The following is a 14,628-nucleotide window of genomic DNA, read 5'->3' as shown; positions in this document are numbered from 1 at the left end:
GAAACGGCGCATCAGGGCGCGTCGTAGGTTCCGTGCCTGATATCGGCGGCGAGCCGGCGGAAGTCGTCCGCCGAGAGCCTGAACCGGGGGCCGGCCGGGTTCTTGCTGTCGCGGATCACGATATCGCCGGTCAGCCGGCCGACCTCGACACAGTTGGACTGCCCGCTGGTGCCGCTGCGGCTCGACCTGCGCCAGGAGGTCATGCCCATCGTTCCGATTCGGCTTCCAGAAGGAGCCTGGAAGGGCCGATCGGAGTGGCGATGTCACTGATCGAGTCGTACTTCACGACCACTTCCTGGACGGTGAGCGGATCCATCAGGAACCGCCCCCGCGTCGTCGCCTCGTCATAGGCGAGATCGCGGTCGTCCACCGTGAGGACCGTGATCGGTCCGTCGAGGCCCGGGTGGGCTCCCGCCTGGTTCTCGACCACGCGGATGCTGACCTGCGGCAGCTCGCCGAGCGCCAGGAGGTGGGTGATCTGGTCGCGCATGATCTCGCGCGAGCCGACCAGTTGCGCCAGGGCGGCCCAGCTCACGAACGCGGTCATCCGGGGAGGCGACTCCCGGTCGAAGACGGCGGACCTGCGTGCCATCCGTCGTTCCAGGTCGGCGTCCAGATCGTTCGCCGGCCCGGCCGTGAGCGCCGCCCTGGCGTAGTCCGGGGTCTGGAGCAGGCCGGGGATCACCGTGGGCTCCCACATGCGGATCCGGGACGCGCGCCGCTCGAACCCGGCGAGGGACGAGAGCCAGTCGCCCTCGTCCGCCGCGCCGGCGAAGCCGACCAGGTTCGTGAACATCCCACCGGTGTTCCAGAGGCGGTCGACGGTCTCGGCGTGGGACGGCTTCAGGTGAAGCGTCGCGGACTCGTACCGGGAGACGGTCGAGCGGTCGCAGTCGAGGACGTCGCCGAGGGCCTGCCCCGACATGCCGTTCGCCTCGCGGTGGCGGCGCAGATGAACCGCGATGAAATGCCACATCGAGCGTGACGGGTCCAGTGAGTCCCGGGCGTGCATGGCCCCTCCGGTTTGTCGCGATCCATTCCGGAACGTAGCGAACCTATCGCGGAGAGTGCGGGTCGCGGGCCGCATCAGCGGAAACGTCCGAAGTGGCCGCGCCGACGCCGCCGCCCAGGGCGCCCGGGAGCCGGACGCCGGGTGTGGTCGTCGCGCCGGGGGCGGGCGATCATGGATATGGGTCCAGGGGAGGGGGCGGCGTGGGTCGGGCTTATGTGGTGACCGGTGGCGGGCGCGGCGTCGGGCGGGCGATCGTGGAGCGGCTGGCGGCGGACGGCGGGCATGTCGTCGTCATCGAGGTGGACGCGGCGGCGGTCGACTGGGCTCGGGAGCGGGCGGACGTGACGGCGGTCGTGGGGAGCGCGGCGGACGAGAAGGTCGCGGAGCGGGCCGCCGACGCGGCGCAGGACGCGGGGACGCTCGCCGGGTGGGTCAACAACGCGGCGGTGTTCCGGGACGTCGTCGATCCGTCCCCGCAGGAGTTGCTCGGACTCGTGGCGCTGAACTTCGACCCGGCGGTGGTGGGGTCGGTGACCGCCGTCCGGCGCTTTCTGGACGCGGGGGCGGGCGGCGCCATCGTCAACGTGTCGTCGCATCAGGCGCAGCGGCCGGTGCGCGGTTCGCTGCCCTATGCCACGGCGAAGGCGGCGGTGGAGGGGCTGAGCCGCGCACTGGCCGTCGACTACGGGCCGCACGGTATCCGGACGAACGTCGTCGCGCTCGGGTCGATCACCACCGCGCGGTACGAGGACTTCCTCCGGCGGCAGGAGCCCGGGGAGGCCGCGCGCATCGAGAACGAGATGCGGCTGCTCCACCCGGTCGGGCGGGTCGGGCGGCCGGACGAGGTGGCCGCCGCCGTCGCCTATCTGCTCTCGGACGAGGCGAGCTTCGTCAACGGCGCCGTGGTCCCCGTGGACGGCGGGCGGCACGCGGTCGGCCGCGATCCCGAGGAGGTCTGAGAACCCCGTGTTTCCCCGGACTACCTGGGACAACGCGGTAAGTGGGACGCGCGGTCGGGGCCTGCGGTTGGCCTCCGGCCCGGACACGGCCATAACCCCCTACGGGTCGGCGAATACCGGTACATCTAGGGATTCGTCGATCGAAGGGGTGCCCAGGGGTGAGGAAGCTTCTCGTTACGGGGGCCGCCGCCGTCGCGGTGGCGGGCGGGGTGCTGGTGGCGACGCCGGCGGAGGCCGCGAGCGCCGTTCAGATCTACCGGGTGTACTACGACTCGCCCGGGAGCGACAAGGGGTCGAACGCGTCGCTGAACGGCGAATGGGTGCAGCTGTTCAACACGTCGAAGTCGTCCAGGAGCTTGAAGGGGGTCAAGGTCCGCGACAAGACCGGGTACACGTACACCTTCGGTTCCTTCACCTTGAAGGGCCGCAAGTCGGTTTACCTTCACACCGGCAGGGGCTCCAACAGCGCGTCGCACCGCTACTGGGGCCGGAAGTGGTACGTGTGGAACAACACCGGTGACACCGCGTACCTCCTGTACGCCGATGGCCGGGTGGCGGACAAGTGCTCGTGGGGTCGGACGGGTTCCTCGAAGTACTGCTGAACGGGTCCGCGTCGCCCTGAGCGCGAGCCACCGGTCCTCCCGGGCCGGTGGCTCGCCGCCGTTCCCAGGCCGCTCGGGGCACAGGCCCCGGCCGCGGAAAGTCGCCGCACCGGCGATGACTTCTTCGCGCCGGTCGTGTCCGTACTGGTGACCAGGGTGCGGCAGGGGATGCCGAGGACGCTCGCGCATGACCCGGCCGCCGGCACCGAGTGGACGACGAGGCCCAAATGATCATCATTGCGGGAAGGCTGTACGTGGACGCCGAGGCCCGGGACGCCTATCTGGCCGGCTGCCGGAAGGTCGTCGAAACGGCGCGGTCCGCGCCGGGCTGCCTCGATTTCGCGCTGTCCGCCGACATGCTGGAACCGGACCGGATCAACGTGTACGAGCGCTGGGAGTCCGGCGAGGACGTCGAACGCTTCCGCGGCGACGGCCCCGGGCCCGAGCAGGCGGCGCGCATCCGTGACGCCGAGGTGACGAGGTACGTGATCTCTGCCGTCGAGGCCCCGTGAGCGGGTCCGGCGATTCCCGCCAGGCGGCGTCAGCCGCCGGGGAGGGAGAGGTGGCGGGGGTTCGCGACCGTCAGTCTGTCGGTCACCGAGGCTCGTACCGCGGCCACGACCTCGTCCATCCGGTCGTCGAGGGCACCCGTGCGGACGGCCTCCGCCAGATCGGCGTCGGTCGCGCATCCCAGGGGCTTCAGCCGGTTCTGGTGGGCGGTTCCGTGGGCGTCGCCTAGAAGGAGTTCCCTGCGGGCCATACGGAGGGCGGACGCGGCGACGCGGGCATGGAAGCGGAGGCGGTCGTCGGGCTGTTCGGCCTCCGCGAGGAACGCACCCACGGCGTCGATGAGAGCGTGCGCGTCCGGCCGGTCGTGCGGGGCGTTGTCCGGCGTGACCGCATCTTCCAGCGGATCCCGCATGGTCGCCGGCTCCGTCAATCCCAGGGCCAGGAGCAGATCGTGTTCCTGTTCGCAGACCTTCCGGCCCAGGACGGCGTACTCGATCGAAGGGTCGGAACCGCTGAGGAAACGCTCGGCCTGGTGGCGGCACAGGATCGTCCAGCGGAGGGTGCCGTAGACCTCCCACCAGTGCAGCTCTTCGAGCGTGGGCGGCGTGCCCCCGGCGGCGGCATAGCCGGCGAGGAGGTCCTCACGCGTACCGAAGCCGCCGACGGGGTGCGGGGAGCCGAACCGCCACGCCTTCACGCAGAGCCAGCCGAGGTCTTCGACCGGGTCGCCGAGGTGGGTGAGCTCCCAGTCCAGGACGCCGGTCACACCGCCGGGGGAGATCATCAGGTTGCCGTTGCGGAAGTCGCCGTGGACGACCGTCCGGGCCCCGGGCGCCGGGCGATGCCCGTCCAGCCAGCGCAGCGCCAGTTCCACGGCCGGACGGGCCTCGAACGCCGCGTAGTGCTCGGTGAGCGCGGCCAGGGCGTCGTCGCCGGGCAGCCCCGGAACGGGCGACATCGTGTGCAGCCGGGCCAGGATGCCGCCCAGCTCACGCGCCAGGCCAGGACGGACGCCCGCGAAGCGCTCGTCGCGCAGCAGCCGCCGCGGGATCGTCTCCCCGGTCAGCCGTTCCATGATCATGTAGGGGGCGCCGTCCAGGTCGTCGCCGTGATCGGCCAGACCGGGGACCGGGACGCCGGCCGCCGCGGCGGAGGCGAGCAGGCCGGCCTCGCGGCCCATCGCGGTGGGATCGAGGGAGCCGGGCGGGTCGCGGCGCAGGACGAGGGGACGGCCGTCCGCGTCGAAGGACCAGGTCTCCCGGCTGGCGCCGCCGGACAGCCGCCGCAGCCCGGTGACCCGGGCGCCGAGCCGGTCCGCCAGCGCGGCGGCGAGGTCGCGGGTCGGTTCCATGGCTCTCCTAGTCGGGCAGGCCGAGGGCGCGGACGCTGAGGGTGTCCAGGGTCTCCAGGAGGCGTTCGGCGCCCTGCGGATCGCTGCCCTGGACGATCCACAGGTACAGGGAGTGGTCGACCATTGTGGCGAGGGCGCCCGCCGCCGTCTCCGCGTCGAGGTCGGACGGGACGAGCCCCTCCCGCTGCCAGCGCGCGATCACCCGCGCGGACCGTCCCACCGAGGAGGCCCGATGCTTGCGCCGCAGCTCCTGGAACTCCTCGTTGAACGTGGCGACCTGCTCGATGATCGCCATCATTCGGGCGTTGCGCAGGTAGGCCTCGTAGTAGGCGCGGTTGGCGCGGCGGACGCGGTCGGCGGGGCCCGGCCCCGCGGACGGCACCAGCGCGTGGTCGGTCATCTCCTCGAACAGCCGGTCGGCGACCTCCAGGAACACCGCTTCCTTGGTGGGGAAGTAGGTGTAGAAGGAGCCGTAGGCGACGCCCGCGTGCCGGGTGATGTGCGCGACCCGGGTCTCCAGGAAGCCGCGCTCCTCGAACACCTCGCGGGCGGCGGTGAGCAGGCGCTCCCTCGTCCGGGCGCCGCGCTCGGTGAGCGGCCGGCCGCCGGGATCGTCGCCGCTGCGCATCGCCGTGGTTCCTCCCGCCGGGGGTTGACAACCCGGGAACGATATTCGAGCATCAGGCAAGTTGATATGACTGTCAAGTCAACTTCCGTGGCGCACTCCCGCCGCAAGGAGGTTCCATGAACACCGAGTTCGAGCTCGGCGGCATCAACCATCTGGCGCTGGTGTCGTCGGACATGAGACGCACGGTCGACTTCTACTCCGGCGTCCTCGGCATGCCCCTGATCAAGACCATCGACCTGCCGGGCGGCATGGGGCAGCACTTCTTCTTCGACTGCGGCGGCGGCGACTGCGTCGCGTTCTTCTGGTTCCCGGACGCGCCGGACGGCGTCCCCGGGGTCTCCGCTCCCAAGGGGCGGCCCGAGCAGGGCGAACTGCTCAGCGCCGTCGGATCGATGAACCACGTCGCGTTCCACGTCCCGACCGACAAGTTCGACGAGTACCGGCGGCGGCTCAAGGACAAGGGCGTCACCGTCAGCCCCGTCCTCAACCACGACGACAGCCCGCTGGGCGTCTCCGGCGAGGTGCACGACGGCGTCTTCGTCCGGTCGTTCTACTTCCAGGACCCGGACGGGATCCTCCTCGAATTCGCCTGCTGGACGCGCACGTTCGACGCCTCCGACGTCTCCCACGAACCGAAGACCGCCGCCGACCGGACCGCCGGGAAGGACAGGCATGCCGCGACTGCGTGAGGTCCCCCGCGCCGAGGTCACCGACGAGCAGATCCTCTTCTTCTACGACCACCTCTTCGCGCCCGACCGCGACCCGGCCGTCGACCACGGCACCGCGACCGGCTCGCCGGGCGACTGGTGGACGGTGTTCGCCCAGTCCCCGGACGTGTTCCGGCACGCCGTCCGAGGCTTCGCCCTGTACCGGGGCGCCGACCTCGACCCGGTCCTGCGCGAGCTCGGCCAGTGCCGGGCCGGGTGGGCGCGCGGCAGCCAGTTCGTCTTCTCCCAGCACTGCAAGCAGATGCGGGCCCTCGGCATGCCCGAAGAGAAGATCGAGTCCATCCCGCACTGGCAGACGGCCGACTGCTACGCGCCCCTCGAACGCGCCGTCCTCGCCTACACCGACTGCCTCGTCCTGGACGGCGGCCGCGTCCCCGACGCCGTCTTCGAGGTGCTGCGGAAGCACCTCCCCGACAAGGAGATCCTCCAGCTCACCTACATCACCTGCATGTACGACATGCACGCGACGATGTCCCGGGCCCTGCGGCTGGAGTTCGACGACCGTCCCGAACCGATCGTCGAGGTCGCGGCGCCCGAGGGGTACGGCGATCGCGACATCTCCGCCGACCTCACCGGGGAGGGCTGATGCTGTTCCCCGTGCCCGATCGTGTCCGGGACGTCCGCGACGCCGTCCACGCCTTCATGACCGAACGCGTCGAACCGGCCGAGCCCGCCCTGAACGCGGGCGACCGCGAGAAACTGCTGAAACTGCGCCAGGAGGCGAAGGACGAGGGACTCTGGGCGCTCGGCCACCCCGCCGAGCTGGGCGGCGGCGGCATGCCGTTCCTCGACTACGTCTACATCAACGAGGTGCAGGGACGCAGCGAGTGGGGGCAGCTCGCCCTCGGCACGTTCACCCTCCAGGACTCGCTCATGCTGCACAAGTACGCGAGCCCCCGGTGGCGCGACCGCTACCTCGCCCCGATGGTCGCCGGCGAGGTCTCCCCCAGCTTCGCGATGACCGAGCCCGCCCACGCCGGCTCCGACCCCACCCAGCTCCAGACGAAGGCCGTCCTGGACGGCGACCACTGGGTCATCAGCGGCCGCAAGTGGTTCACCACCGGCGCCGGCGAGGCCGCCTACACCACGGTCATGTGCCGGACGGAGCCCGAGGGCGCGTCCCCGCACCGCTCGTTCAGCATGATCATCGTCCCGACGGACACGCCCGGCTACGAGATCGTCCGGGAGACGCCCGTCCTCGGCCTGAACGGCGGCCACTACGAGGTCGCCTACAACGACGTCCGGGTCCCCGCGGACAACCTCCTCGGCCCGCGCGGCCACGGCTTCGTCATCGCGCAGGAGCGCCTCGGGCCCGGCCGCATCTTCCACTGCATGCGCTGGCTGGGCCAGGCCCAGCGCGCCTTCGAGCTGATGTGCGCACGCCTGGGCTCCCGCGTCGCGTTCGGCGAGCCCCTCTCGGCGAAGCAGCTGATGCAGCAGCACGTCTTCGACTCCTACACCGAGATCCAGTCCGCCCGCATGCTCACCCTCCAGGCCGCCGAGCAGATCGACGCGGGCGACCAGGCCCGCATCGAGATCGGCGCCATCAAGGTCGTCGGCGCCCGCATGCTGCACAACGTCATCGACCGCGCCATCCAGACCCACGGCGCCGCCGGCCTCACCGACGACACCCCCCTCTCCCGCATGTACCGCCACGCCCGCGAGGCCCGCATCTACGACGGCCCGGACGAAGTCCACATCCAGAGCACCGCCAAACGCATCCTCAAACAATTCGGCTAGGAAGAACCGGCCTCACCCCGCCCACGTCCGGTCGCCCGATCGGGCGGGTCCAGGCCGTACCGGCGATCAGGTGGCCGTCAGTTCGGCGAGGTCGGCGAGGACTTCGGAGGCGGTGATCGCGTCCAGTTCGGAGAACCGCAGGGGCCGGGGCCCGGCCCGCCGACCGAGGTCGGCGCCCTGGTCGAGCCGGACGCGGTCGATTCGCTGTTCGGGCCAGTGGCCGATGTCACCGACGACGATGCCCGGATCGACGCTGATGACGAGGGCTCGGCCGCCGGGCAGCTCCCGGAGGACGCTGACCTGGATGCCGTTGTCCTCGGCGCTGCCCCGCCGCCATCCGCGCCTCTCCATGCCGACCAGCCTGCCGACCGGCACCGTGACGTCGTGGAAGCGTCCCAGTTCGGTGCCCGCGCGCTCCTCCTCGGTCAGCGCGTACGTGGGACGGCCCAGTTGCGGGAAGGGCTGGTTGATCTCGTAGGCGTCGAACACCTCGGCCCACGCCTCCAGGTCGCGGGACAGGTGGAGCGGGTGGGCCACCCCCACCCGGGCCGTCTCGGCCAGAGTCAGCTCGTCGTCCTGGAGGTCGGCGAACGACCTGTCCTCGGCGAGACGGAACGCGCGGCCCTCCTCAGTGATCCACACCAGCCGCCGGGCGATGTGGCGCACCAGTGGATGATCGACGATGAGGGTCCGGAACTCCTGGACGCTCCACCGGTGCTGCACGATCATGGCTCGCTCGAAGCGCCGGAGCCGCTCGTCCGCCACGGTCCGGACGTCCTTCTTCAGGGCGGCGAACTGCCGGTGGGCGGCCGGGGCCAGCTCCTGGTGGTCGCGGACCCCCGGCTTGGGCAGGGCGGCGCGACGCTGACCGGTGTCGTCGACGACGTAGGGTCGGAGCCGCTCGTCGAAGCCCGCGGTGAAGCCGCGCGGGCCGTAGTCGAGGAACATCTCCCCCCGCTCGTCCAGCCCGAAGTCGGGAACGAGCCGGTCGCCGAGCTGATCGGGGCTCAACCCGAGATCCTCGGCCAGGACGTCGATCCGCTCCTGCGCCTTCCCTCTGAGGCCCTTGTACCTGACCTTGGTGGCCGTGTCGTGGAGGTGCATCAGGGCCACGTCGCCGCCGATCGCGAGCAGGACGTCCAGGCCCTTGACCGCCTTGCTGTGGCCGCCGTCGCCCGGCCAGGCCTGGATCACCGGCGTGAACCTGCGCACCGTCTCGTCGTCGCCGAACAGCCCCAGGGCCGTCAGCACCCAGGAGCAGTCATCTGCGGCGTAACTCTGCTCGCGCAGGCCCGACAACTCGAACAGCCGCCAGGCGAGTGCGGCGAGGGAGGCGGGGGTGCAGATCTCCCTGACGACGTCGATGCCCGCGTACGGCTTGTCCGGCTTGGAGATGGAGAGCATGGTGACGATGTGGTCGACCGCGTGGGCGGGAAGAGCCCGGCCGTTCTCCCGAAGGAGCACTTGGGGGAGGAGGTACGGATCCTGCCAGACCGGCCGCCGCGGCATCTCCGCCGGAAGGTCGTCCAAGGGGTCGGCGGCGAGCAGCGCCTTGGCGGCCTTCGCGGCCTTGGCGCCGTACTCACCGGCCACTTCGAGGATTCCTTCGTCGCCTTCGGCCCCGGCGATGCGCCGAAGAGCCGCCTCCGCCTTGAAACGCTGCGGCCCGGTCTTTCCCAGCGCGGCGGGAATGAGGGCACGGATCTCCGCCCGCCCCTCCGACTCCGGCTTCCCGGCGGTCAGCGGTTCGAGGCCCCTGACGGCCACCCGCTTGAACTGGGGACGCTCCCGTGTCCACGGTGGTTCGACCAGCAGCCTCGGCAGGGACTCCGCCGCGGCCTCCGGCGCCCAGCGGGCGGCCGACTCGTCGATCGACTCGACGACCGCGCGGGCCGGCGCGGACAGCCGCGGCAGAACAGCGGCGACGAGGCCGGGGCCGGCCGCCACATGGTCGCGTAGCAGCCGGACGGCGTAGGAGGAGATCGGCGACGGCCCCGACGCGGCCGCCTCGCCGAGCAGCCGCAGCGCCCGCCGGGGAAAGTGGCGCGCCGTCTCGATCACGGCCTTGTGCGCGTGCGGCCGGTCGAGGCGGTCCACCAGAAGCCGGAATGCCTCGTCCGTGGCCAGCACACCGAGTGCCCGCAGCAACTCGTAGGGGTCGCGGCCGGTCTCGGTCTCCTCCTCGGCGACGGTGGCCAGCGTCGGGGCCAGCGCGGGACCGACGCCCTCGACGGCCGTGGGGAGCACGCCCGGTCTGCCGTTGAGCCAGTACCACCCGCTCTCCCCGGTGAGCAGTGTGGCGAGATGGTCGGCCGACCCCATCGTGCGCAGCACCATCATCCAGGTATGCGGCTGCAACCGGGGCAGGGAGGCGCAGAGTTCGTCGACCCACGCGGTCTGCGTCGGCACCAGGTACGCGGCGGCCAGGCGCCGCATGCCGTCACGGCGGCGCTCGCCCAGCGCGTCGACCGCCTGCCGGTACTCCGACTCGTCGGCGGCCGCGAGGAAGCCGCGAACCCGAGCCGCGACCAGTTCGAGGCAATCCAGACCGCGGTTGTAACCGGGGTCCTGCTTGTCCAGACGGCGGAGCCGGAAATGGCGCCCGTCCTCCCGCTCCTCCCAGGCGTAGCCGTCGACGAAGACGCCGCTGAGTTCGACCGTGGCCGCGGCGGCGAACACCAGGCCGTGCTCGGCGATCCACGCGTCCGCGAAGGTGGCGAACGGCTCCTCGCCGTAGGCGTAGTCGTCCCTGAACGGCCACTCCGCGGCGAGGCCGGCCGCGATCACGGCGGCGCCCTGAGGGTTCGCCTCGCCCCGCAGGTGCGCGCGGGCGGGACCGACCAGGTCTCGGAGGCTCTGCGGGTCGTCGAGCAGATGGTCGATCTCGTCGCGCGTCTCCTTCACCCACTGCTGGACGGCGTGGACGGCGCCGGTGTCGAGTTCGAGCGAAGGTCCGTGCGTCCCACCGCGACGTGGATGGAGTGCGGCACGCCAATCATCAGGAATGACGAGAAGATCCTCGTTCTGGGGCATGCGGGGCAGAATAGTGTCGTCGCCCGACAGAATCAGGGAAGCGCGGAACGGAATTCGCGCACATGAACCGCCATCACGCCGACCGCCACCTCGACGCGGGCGGATCGACCGCCCCCCGCGCGCATCCGGCTCTCACGGCTGGAGGAGGAAGAGTTTTCGGTCGACGCGGTCGAGGGCGCCGCCGCGGCCGAAGACCAGGCCGGTGGCGAAGTCGACGAGGCGTTTGGCGTCGCCGTCCGGAAGGTCCGTCAGGTCCATGAGCACGGGCACGCCCTTGCGGAAGAAGTGCCCGACGTACAGGACCTCGTTGTAGTTCTGGGGACGCAGCGACTTGACCACGGCCCCAGTCTGCCCGGCGCCTCCGCAGGGTCAAGTGACCCACGCCACAGGCAAGAAATCTCTCCCGATTGTCGATCCGCCCGTCCGCCGAGCGACGCGTTCGTGACGAGAGGGGATCGACATGGGTAAGCACGCGAATGTTCAGCAGTACGTGGCGGACGTGCCGGAGGGGCTGCGGGACGTCCTGGAGAAGGCGCTCGCGGTGGTCGGTGAGGCGATGCCCGAGATCGAGCCCGCGCTGTGGCACGGCCAGCCGACCTGGAGCATCGGGGACAAGCCGGGACAGAAGCCGGTCTGCTTCCTCAAGGCGTACCCCAAGCATGTGACGTTCGGCTTCTGGAAGGGCCAGTTGATCGAGGGCGGCTCCGACCGCCTGGAGTCCATGTCCAGGCAGATGGCCGGTGTGAAGCTGCGCGACCTGGACGACGTCGACGCCGACCTGTTCACCGGATGGGTGGAGCAGGCACGCGCCCTGGAAAAGTAGTCAAGGATGCTTGACGTCAGGACCACTTGACGAACACACTCGCATCATGGTCACTCCAGATGGGATCGAGCGAGACGTCACGCTGACGACTGCGGCGGCCCGGTACGACGAGTTGTGGGTCCGGGACGCCGTCGGGGAACCGCCGCTCCGGCGCGAGGAGGTCCTCGAACTCCTCGCGCTGGGGGAGGTGATCGCGAGGAAGGCGGTCTACGGACGGCAGCTCGCCGTCCGCTCGGCCCGCCGCGCGGGCGCCTCCTGGGCCCAGATCGGGGGCGCGATGGGCGTCAGCAAGCAGGCCGCCTGGGAAGCGCACGGCAAGTGGATAGACGACCAGGCCGAACAGAACCGCCGCAGCGACTACCAGGGCCTGGACGAGAACCAGGCCGCGGCCGCCCGCCACCTGGCGGGCGACATGGACGAGTAAGCCCCAGTGAGGAGGGGCGCACCCTCCACGGTGATGTCTCCACCCCGGTGACCGGGCCCCGCGACAACCCATGCGCCGGCCGGAGGAGAGCGCTGCAATAAGCACAAAAAAGTTTCTCTCGGTTAGCGCTGGGAAATCTGTGTGCTAGAGGGAACGGAGGCGATTGGCATGGAGGTCGTTCTTGAAATGACCCTGCCGAGGAACGCAGAGAGCGCTCCGCTGGTGCGGCACACGCTCGACGCCTCTCTCCGCGGGCTCGGAGTGGGTTCCGAGATCCGTGCCGATATCGCGCTCGCCCTGGGCGAGGCGTGCGCGAACGTCATTCAGCATGCCGCGGCCGGAATGGAGTACGAGGTCCGGGCGCGGATGGACGGCGCGCGGTGCGTCGTGGACGTCATCGACGGGGGCACGGTGGACGGGGCGGACGGGGCCGCGGCGTGGGAGCGCGTGGAGGCGCCGCCGCTGGCCGAGCACGGGCGGGGGCTTCGGCTGATGCGGGCTTTCACGGAGGGGGTTCAGATCGCCGGGCGCGCTCACCGGAACGGGTCGATCGTGCACTTCGAGAAGTCGCTGGCGAGCTGACGGCATGGAACGGCCCGGCGGGCGGGTGCCCGCCGGGCCGCGGCTCTCGGGAGCGGTCAGCCGGTGACCGGCAGGTCGTGCTCGACCGGGGTCGGCGCGGGCGCCTCGGCGGGGCCGTGCGCGGGGCCGGCGGCCTTGCCGCAGGTGGCGGACGCGACCCGGATGGCGCCCTTCTTGCCGGGCAGGGCCAGTTCCATGGCGGTGACGGCGAGGCGGCCGTCGGCCATGCGCTGCTGCTTGTTGAGGACCAGGGCCGTCCGGCCGAGGCCGTCCACGTCGACGGGGACGGTGGTGTTCGGCGGCGGGGTGGAGTCCAGACGCTTACCGGCGAGCGTGGCGCGGGCGAGGTGGGCGCCGCCCTTCCCGGCGGTGCACTTGGCGGTGACCGCGTCGGCCAGCAGTTTGGCGGACGGGACGGACAGGTGCGCGACGGCCGAGCGGGCGCGGGCGGCGGAGGCGTCGACGTCCAGCGCGGACGCCTTGACCAGCTTGGTGCGGTCCTCGCGGAGCAGGCTCTTGCTGACCCGGCCGGTGCTGGAGGAGACGGCGGGCACCGGCGGGACGGCGAGCGGCCCGGTCACGGTCAGCCCGTACGCCGAGCCCTCGCTGCCGGGGGCGGCGGCGAACGCCGGCGCCGGGGCGGCGGCCGCGGCGAGGCCGGTGGCCAGCAGCCCGGCCGTGGCGAAACGTCTGGCGGCATGGATGTGACGCATGAACGTACTCCGATTCTGGTGTGAGCTGGGAGTGGTGCCGGCCGGTCAGGCCGAGATGAACACCAGGGAACCGAGCGGCACCCGGGACAGCGCCTTCAGCGCGTCCGCGGGCACGCGCACGCAGCCGTGCGTGACGGCCTGGCCGAACACCGAGGTGTCGGGCCAGCCGTGGAGTGCGACGGTGCCGGGACCGCCGCCGAAGGTGTCGAGGGTCGCCGAGTGGGTACCGAGCGGCAGGACGATGGGACTGGGCGTCTTCTTGGCCGGGGCGAGCGTCGCCATGACGAACGTCCGGCCGGTCGGCGTCGGGGTCCGGACGTCGCCGACCGCGACCGGCCAGCGCCCCACCGGGCGCGCGGACCTCTCCAGGACGAGCCGCCTGCGGGTGAGGTCGACGCGGACGGTGTAGGGCGTGCGCGCGGTCTTCAGCGCGGTGCCGGGAACCCACCCGGTCGCCCCGTTGGGACGGCTCGGCAGGAGCACTCTCCGCCAGTCGCCGGAGGTCTCCACGACGGGCACCCACGTGGGGCCGTCGAGTTCGGTGGTCGGAAGGGTGGCGAAGCGGTGGCCGGCCGGACGGTCGAACACCGGCGCCGGGCTGGTCGGGTGCACGACGAGGCCGTCGGTGGCGCCGTCGGGCGTGGTGTCCGCCGGGGCGCCGGTGACGGTCGTGAAGGTCGTGGCCTCGGGGACCTTGGCGGCCGCGGCGTTTCCGCCCTTGGCCCCGCCCCTGGTTCCGGCCGACGCCGCGCCGTGCCCGGAGGAGGAGCCGCCGCAGCCGGCGGCGGAAAGGAGCAGGGCAGCGGTGATCCCGCCCGCGGTGGCGGCACGCAGGGAATGCCGAGGGGCACGTATGGTCGCCATGAGCGGGGATGTTAGTAGTGGTGAGGGCGGCCGTATCGAGAATGGCGAAAACGCTCCGGAGGCCGCCGTCGTAAATGTAGATAATTCTCTATTTAGAAGACACTTTGCGGAGCGTCACGACTTTTCGGGGAAAACGGATTCAATGGACGGTTCACGCGAGCATGGAGAGGGAACCGCCGTCGTCGCCGGGACGGGTGGCCGCCTCGTGGAACTCGGCGAGCCCCCACAGCAGCGCGGCCTGCGCGGCGGCCGGCATCTCGGCCAGCACGCGGGTGAGGTCCTCGCGCCGCCGCAGCCGGAGCCGGTCGAGGAGCGCCTGACCGTCGGTGCTCAGCCGGACGGTGACCTGGCGCCGGTCGCGCCCCGGGTCGCGCGTCAGCAGCCCGGCGGCCTCCAGCCGGTCGCACAGCCGGCTCGCCGACGAGACCAGCGCGCCGAGTTCGCCCGCCAGGCTGCTGATGTTGACGGGCCCCCGCTCCAGGACGAACAGCGCACGCAGTTGCGTGGACGGAATAGGGACATCCGGGGCATTGTGGGCGCGCGACCACACGTTCAACAGGGTGGCGGCCGCATCATCGAGCGCAGCCGCGGATTCCGCGGCGTCCTCACCCGACGTGGCCACCATGCCCTCCACTGTTACACACGACGTCGCCCACGGC

Annotated in this window: 18 protein-coding genes; 9 read left to right on the top strand and 9 right to left on the bottom strand. The window is 71.5% G+C overall.

What is annotated here, in order from left to right:
* Positions 1 to 11: 11 nt before the first annotated feature.
* Both AB0H37_RS07045 and AB0H37_RS07040 read right to left on the bottom strand, forming a co-directional pair.
* Entirely contained in the window at positions 12 to 209 is a 198-nt protein-coding gene (locus tag AB0H37_RS07045) for a DUF397 domain-containing protein (RefSeq protein WP_360611815.1), read from the bottom strand.
* On the bottom strand, positions 200 to 1,012 hold the full coding sequence (locus AB0H37_RS07040) for a helix-turn-helix transcriptional regulator (RefSeq protein WP_329096734.1): 813 nt from the start codon (positions 1,010 to 1,012) through the stop codon (positions 200 to 202). Before AB0H37_RS07040 ends, AB0H37_RS07045 begins: the two co-directional genes overlap by 10 nt.
* Before the next feature lie 200 nt (positions 1,013 to 1,212).
* On the opposite strand from AB0H37_RS07040, the gene AB0H37_RS07035 reads away from it, so the two are divergent.
* The 3 genes from AB0H37_RS07035 (at position 1,213) to AB0H37_RS07025 (ending at position 3,085) form a co-directional block, all read left to right on the top strand.
* The gene (locus AB0H37_RS07035) at positions 1,213 to 1,971 is read left to right on the top strand and encodes an SDR family oxidoreductase (RefSeq protein WP_329096732.1); all 759 of its coding nucleotides are present in this window, start codon (positions 1,213 to 1,215) and stop codon (positions 1,969 to 1,971) included.
* Between the two features lie 158 nt (positions 1,972 to 2,129).
* Complete coding sequence (locus AB0H37_RS07030; RefSeq protein ID WP_360611814.1) at positions 2,130 to 2,573, top strand: lamin tail domain-containing protein; 444 nt, start codon at positions 2,130 to 2,132, stop codon at positions 2,571 to 2,573.
* Positions 2,574 to 2,800: 227 nt separating this feature from the next.
* On the top strand, positions 2,801 to 3,085 hold the full coding sequence (locus tag AB0H37_RS07025; protein WP_329096729.1) for an antibiotic biosynthesis monooxygenase family protein: 285 nt from the start codon (positions 2,801 to 2,803) through the stop codon (positions 3,083 to 3,085).
* Positions 3,086 to 3,114: 29 nt separating this feature from the next.
* Here AB0H37_RS07025 and AB0H37_RS07020 read toward each other — a convergent pair whose 3' ends face one another.
* Together AB0H37_RS07020 and AB0H37_RS07015 are read right to left on the bottom strand one after the other, a co-directional pair.
* Positions 3,115 to 4,434 carry a phosphotransferase family protein gene (locus AB0H37_RS07020; RefSeq protein ID WP_360611813.1) on the bottom strand — a complete coding sequence of 440 codons (1,320 nt, stop codon included), beginning with the start codon at positions 4,432 to 4,434 and terminating at the stop codon, positions 3,115 to 3,117.
* Positions 4,435 to 4,441: 7 nt separating this feature from the next.
* A complete protein-coding gene (locus AB0H37_RS07015) occupies positions 4,442 to 5,062 on the bottom strand; it encodes a TetR/AcrR family transcriptional regulator (protein WP_329096726.1) in 621 nt (206 codons plus the stop codon).
* A 116-nt stretch (positions 5,063 to 5,178) separates the two neighbouring features.
* Here AB0H37_RS07015 and AB0H37_RS07010 point away from each other — a divergent pair, with 116 nt between their 5' ends.
* The 3 genes from AB0H37_RS07010 to AB0H37_RS07000 are packed head-to-tail and all read left to right on the top strand — an operon-like array spanning position 5,179 to position 7,530.
* The gene (locus AB0H37_RS07010; protein WP_329096724.1) at positions 5,179 to 5,751 is read left to right on the top strand and encodes a VOC family protein; all 573 of its coding nucleotides are present in this window, start codon (positions 5,179 to 5,181) and stop codon (positions 5,749 to 5,751) included.
* Positions 5,735 to 6,376 carry a carboxymuconolactone decarboxylase family protein gene (locus tag AB0H37_RS07005; protein ID WP_179831792.1) on the top strand — a complete coding sequence of 214 codons (642 nt, stop codon included), beginning with the start codon at positions 5,735 to 5,737 and terminating at the stop codon, positions 6,374 to 6,376. Before AB0H37_RS07010 ends, AB0H37_RS07005 begins: the two co-directional genes overlap by 17 nt.
* Complete coding sequence (locus AB0H37_RS07000; RefSeq protein WP_360611812.1) at positions 6,376 to 7,530, top strand: acyl-CoA dehydrogenase family protein; 1,155 nt, start codon at positions 6,376 to 6,378, stop codon at positions 7,528 to 7,530. The genes AB0H37_RS07005 and AB0H37_RS07000 overlap by 1 nt, the downstream gene beginning before the upstream one ends.
* A 66-nt stretch (positions 7,531 to 7,596) precedes the next feature.
* Here AB0H37_RS07000 and AB0H37_RS06995 read toward each other — a convergent pair whose 3' ends face one another.
* Positions 7,597 to 10,563: a DUF4132 domain-containing protein gene (locus AB0H37_RS06995; protein ID WP_360611811.1), complete on the bottom strand. Its 2,967-nt coding sequence runs from the start codon at positions 10,561 to 10,563 to the stop codon at positions 7,597 to 7,599.
* Between the two features lie 132 nt (positions 10,564 to 10,695).
* The gene (locus tag AB0H37_RS06990; RefSeq protein WP_179831795.1) at positions 10,696 to 10,902 is read right to left on the bottom strand and encodes a cell division protein SepF; all 207 of its coding nucleotides are present in this window, start codon (positions 10,900 to 10,902) and stop codon (positions 10,696 to 10,698) included.
* A gap of 121 nt (positions 10,903 to 11,023) precedes the next feature.
* Between AB0H37_RS06990 and AB0H37_RS06985 the strand changes: the two genes are divergently transcribed.
* The 3 genes from AB0H37_RS06985 (at position 11,024) to AB0H37_RS06975 (ending at position 12,392) form a co-directional block, all read left to right on the top strand.
* On the top strand, positions 11,024 to 11,386 hold the full coding sequence (locus AB0H37_RS06985) for a DUF1801 domain-containing protein (protein WP_360611810.1): 363 nt from the start codon (positions 11,024 to 11,026) through the stop codon (positions 11,384 to 11,386).
* A 46-nt stretch (positions 11,387 to 11,432) separates the two neighbouring features.
* Positions 11,433 to 11,810, top strand: a complete 378-nt coding sequence (locus tag AB0H37_RS06980; RefSeq protein ID WP_360611809.1) for a hypothetical protein — start codon at positions 11,433 to 11,435, stop codon at positions 11,808 to 11,810.
* A gap of 186 nt (positions 11,811 to 11,996) precedes the next feature.
* On the top strand, positions 11,997 to 12,392 hold the full coding sequence (locus tag AB0H37_RS06975) for an ATP-binding protein (protein WP_229810190.1): 396 nt from the start codon (positions 11,997 to 11,999) through the stop codon (positions 12,390 to 12,392).
* Positions 12,393 to 12,448: 56 nt separating this feature from the next.
* Here AB0H37_RS06975 and AB0H37_RS06970 read toward each other — a convergent pair whose 3' ends face one another.
* The 3 genes from AB0H37_RS06970 to AB0H37_RS06960 form a co-directional block, all read right to left on the bottom strand.
* Positions 12,449 to 13,105 carry a choice-of-anchor P family protein gene (locus AB0H37_RS06970; protein WP_329096713.1) on the bottom strand — a complete coding sequence of 219 codons (657 nt, stop codon included), beginning with the start codon at positions 13,103 to 13,105 and terminating at the stop codon, positions 12,449 to 12,451.
* Between the two features lie 45 nt (positions 13,106 to 13,150).
* On the bottom strand, positions 13,151 to 13,969 hold the full coding sequence (locus AB0H37_RS06965) for a L,D-transpeptidase (protein WP_329096712.1): 819 nt from the start codon (positions 13,967 to 13,969) through the stop codon (positions 13,151 to 13,153).
* A 151-nt stretch (positions 13,970 to 14,120) separates the two neighbouring features.
* Complete coding sequence (locus tag AB0H37_RS06960; protein ID WP_360611808.1) at positions 14,121 to 14,594, bottom strand: MarR family transcriptional regulator; 474 nt, start codon at positions 14,592 to 14,594, stop codon at positions 14,121 to 14,123.
* Positions 14,595 to 14,628 lie beyond the last annotated feature (34 nt).

It is taken from the genome of Actinomadura sp. NPDC023710 (assembly GCF_040639875.1).
Lineage (GTDB): Bacteria > Actinomycetota > Actinomycetes > Streptosporangiales > Streptosporangiaceae > Spirillospora > Spirillospora citrea.
Note: the sequence above shows the minus strand (reverse complement) of the source record. Positions and strands in the feature narration are given on the sequence as shown.

Bases quoted from the DNA above. Each gene is read 5' to 3' on its own strand.
- AB0H37_RS07025 (WP_329096729.1), top strand. From the start codon at position 2,801: ATGATCATCATTGCGGGAAGGCTGTACGTGGACGCCGAGGCCCGGGAC.
- AB0H37_RS07005 (WP_179831792.1), top strand. From the start codon at position 5,735: ATGCCGCGACTGCGTGAGGTCCCCCGCGCCGAGGTCACCGACGAGCAG.
- AB0H37_RS07020 (WP_360611813.1), bottom strand. From the start codon at position 4,434: ATGGAACCGACCCGCGACCTCGCCGCCGCGCTGGCGGACCGGCTCGGC.
- AB0H37_RS06960 (WP_360611808.1), bottom strand. From the start codon at position 14,594: ATGGTGGCCACGTCGGGTGAGGACGCCGCGGAATCCGCGGCTGCGCTC.
- AB0H37_RS06985 (WP_360611810.1), top strand. From the start codon at position 11,024: ATGGGTAAGCACGCGAATGTTCAGCAGTACGTGGCGGACGTGCCGGAG.
- AB0H37_RS07040 (WP_329096734.1), bottom strand. From the start codon at position 1,012: ATGCACGCCCGGGACTCACTGGACCCGTCACGCTCGATGTGGCATTTC.
- AB0H37_RS07015 (WP_329096726.1), bottom strand. From the start codon at position 5,062: ATGCGCAGCGGCGACGATCCCGGCGGCCGGCCGCTCACCGAGCGCGGC.
- AB0H37_RS06995 (WP_360611811.1), bottom strand. From the start codon at position 10,563: ATGCCCCAGAACGAGGATCTTCTCGTCATTCCTGATGATTGGCGTGCC.
- AB0H37_RS06965 (WP_329096712.1), bottom strand. From the start codon at position 13,969: ATGGCGACCATACGTGCCCCTCGGCATTCCCTGCGTGCCGCCACCGCG.
- AB0H37_RS07010 (WP_329096724.1), top strand. From the start codon at position 5,179: ATGAACACCGAGTTCGAGCTCGGCGGCATCAACCATCTGGCGCTGGTG.
- AB0H37_RS06980 (WP_360611809.1), top strand. From the start codon at position 11,433: ATGGTCACTCCAGATGGGATCGAGCGAGACGTCACGCTGACGACTGCG.
- AB0H37_RS07000 (WP_360611812.1), top strand. From the start codon at position 6,376: ATGCTGTTCCCCGTGCCCGATCGTGTCCGGGACGTCCGCGACGCCGTC.
- AB0H37_RS06975 (WP_229810190.1), top strand. From the start codon at position 11,997: ATGACCCTGCCGAGGAACGCAGAGAGCGCTCCGCTGGTGCGGCACACG.
- AB0H37_RS07045 (WP_360611815.1), bottom strand. From the start codon at position 209: ATGGGCATGACCTCCTGGCGCAGGTCGAGCCGCAGCGGCACCAGCGGG.
- AB0H37_RS06970 (WP_329096713.1), bottom strand. From the start codon at position 13,105: ATGCGTCACATCCATGCCGCCAGACGTTTCGCCACGGCCGGGCTGCTG.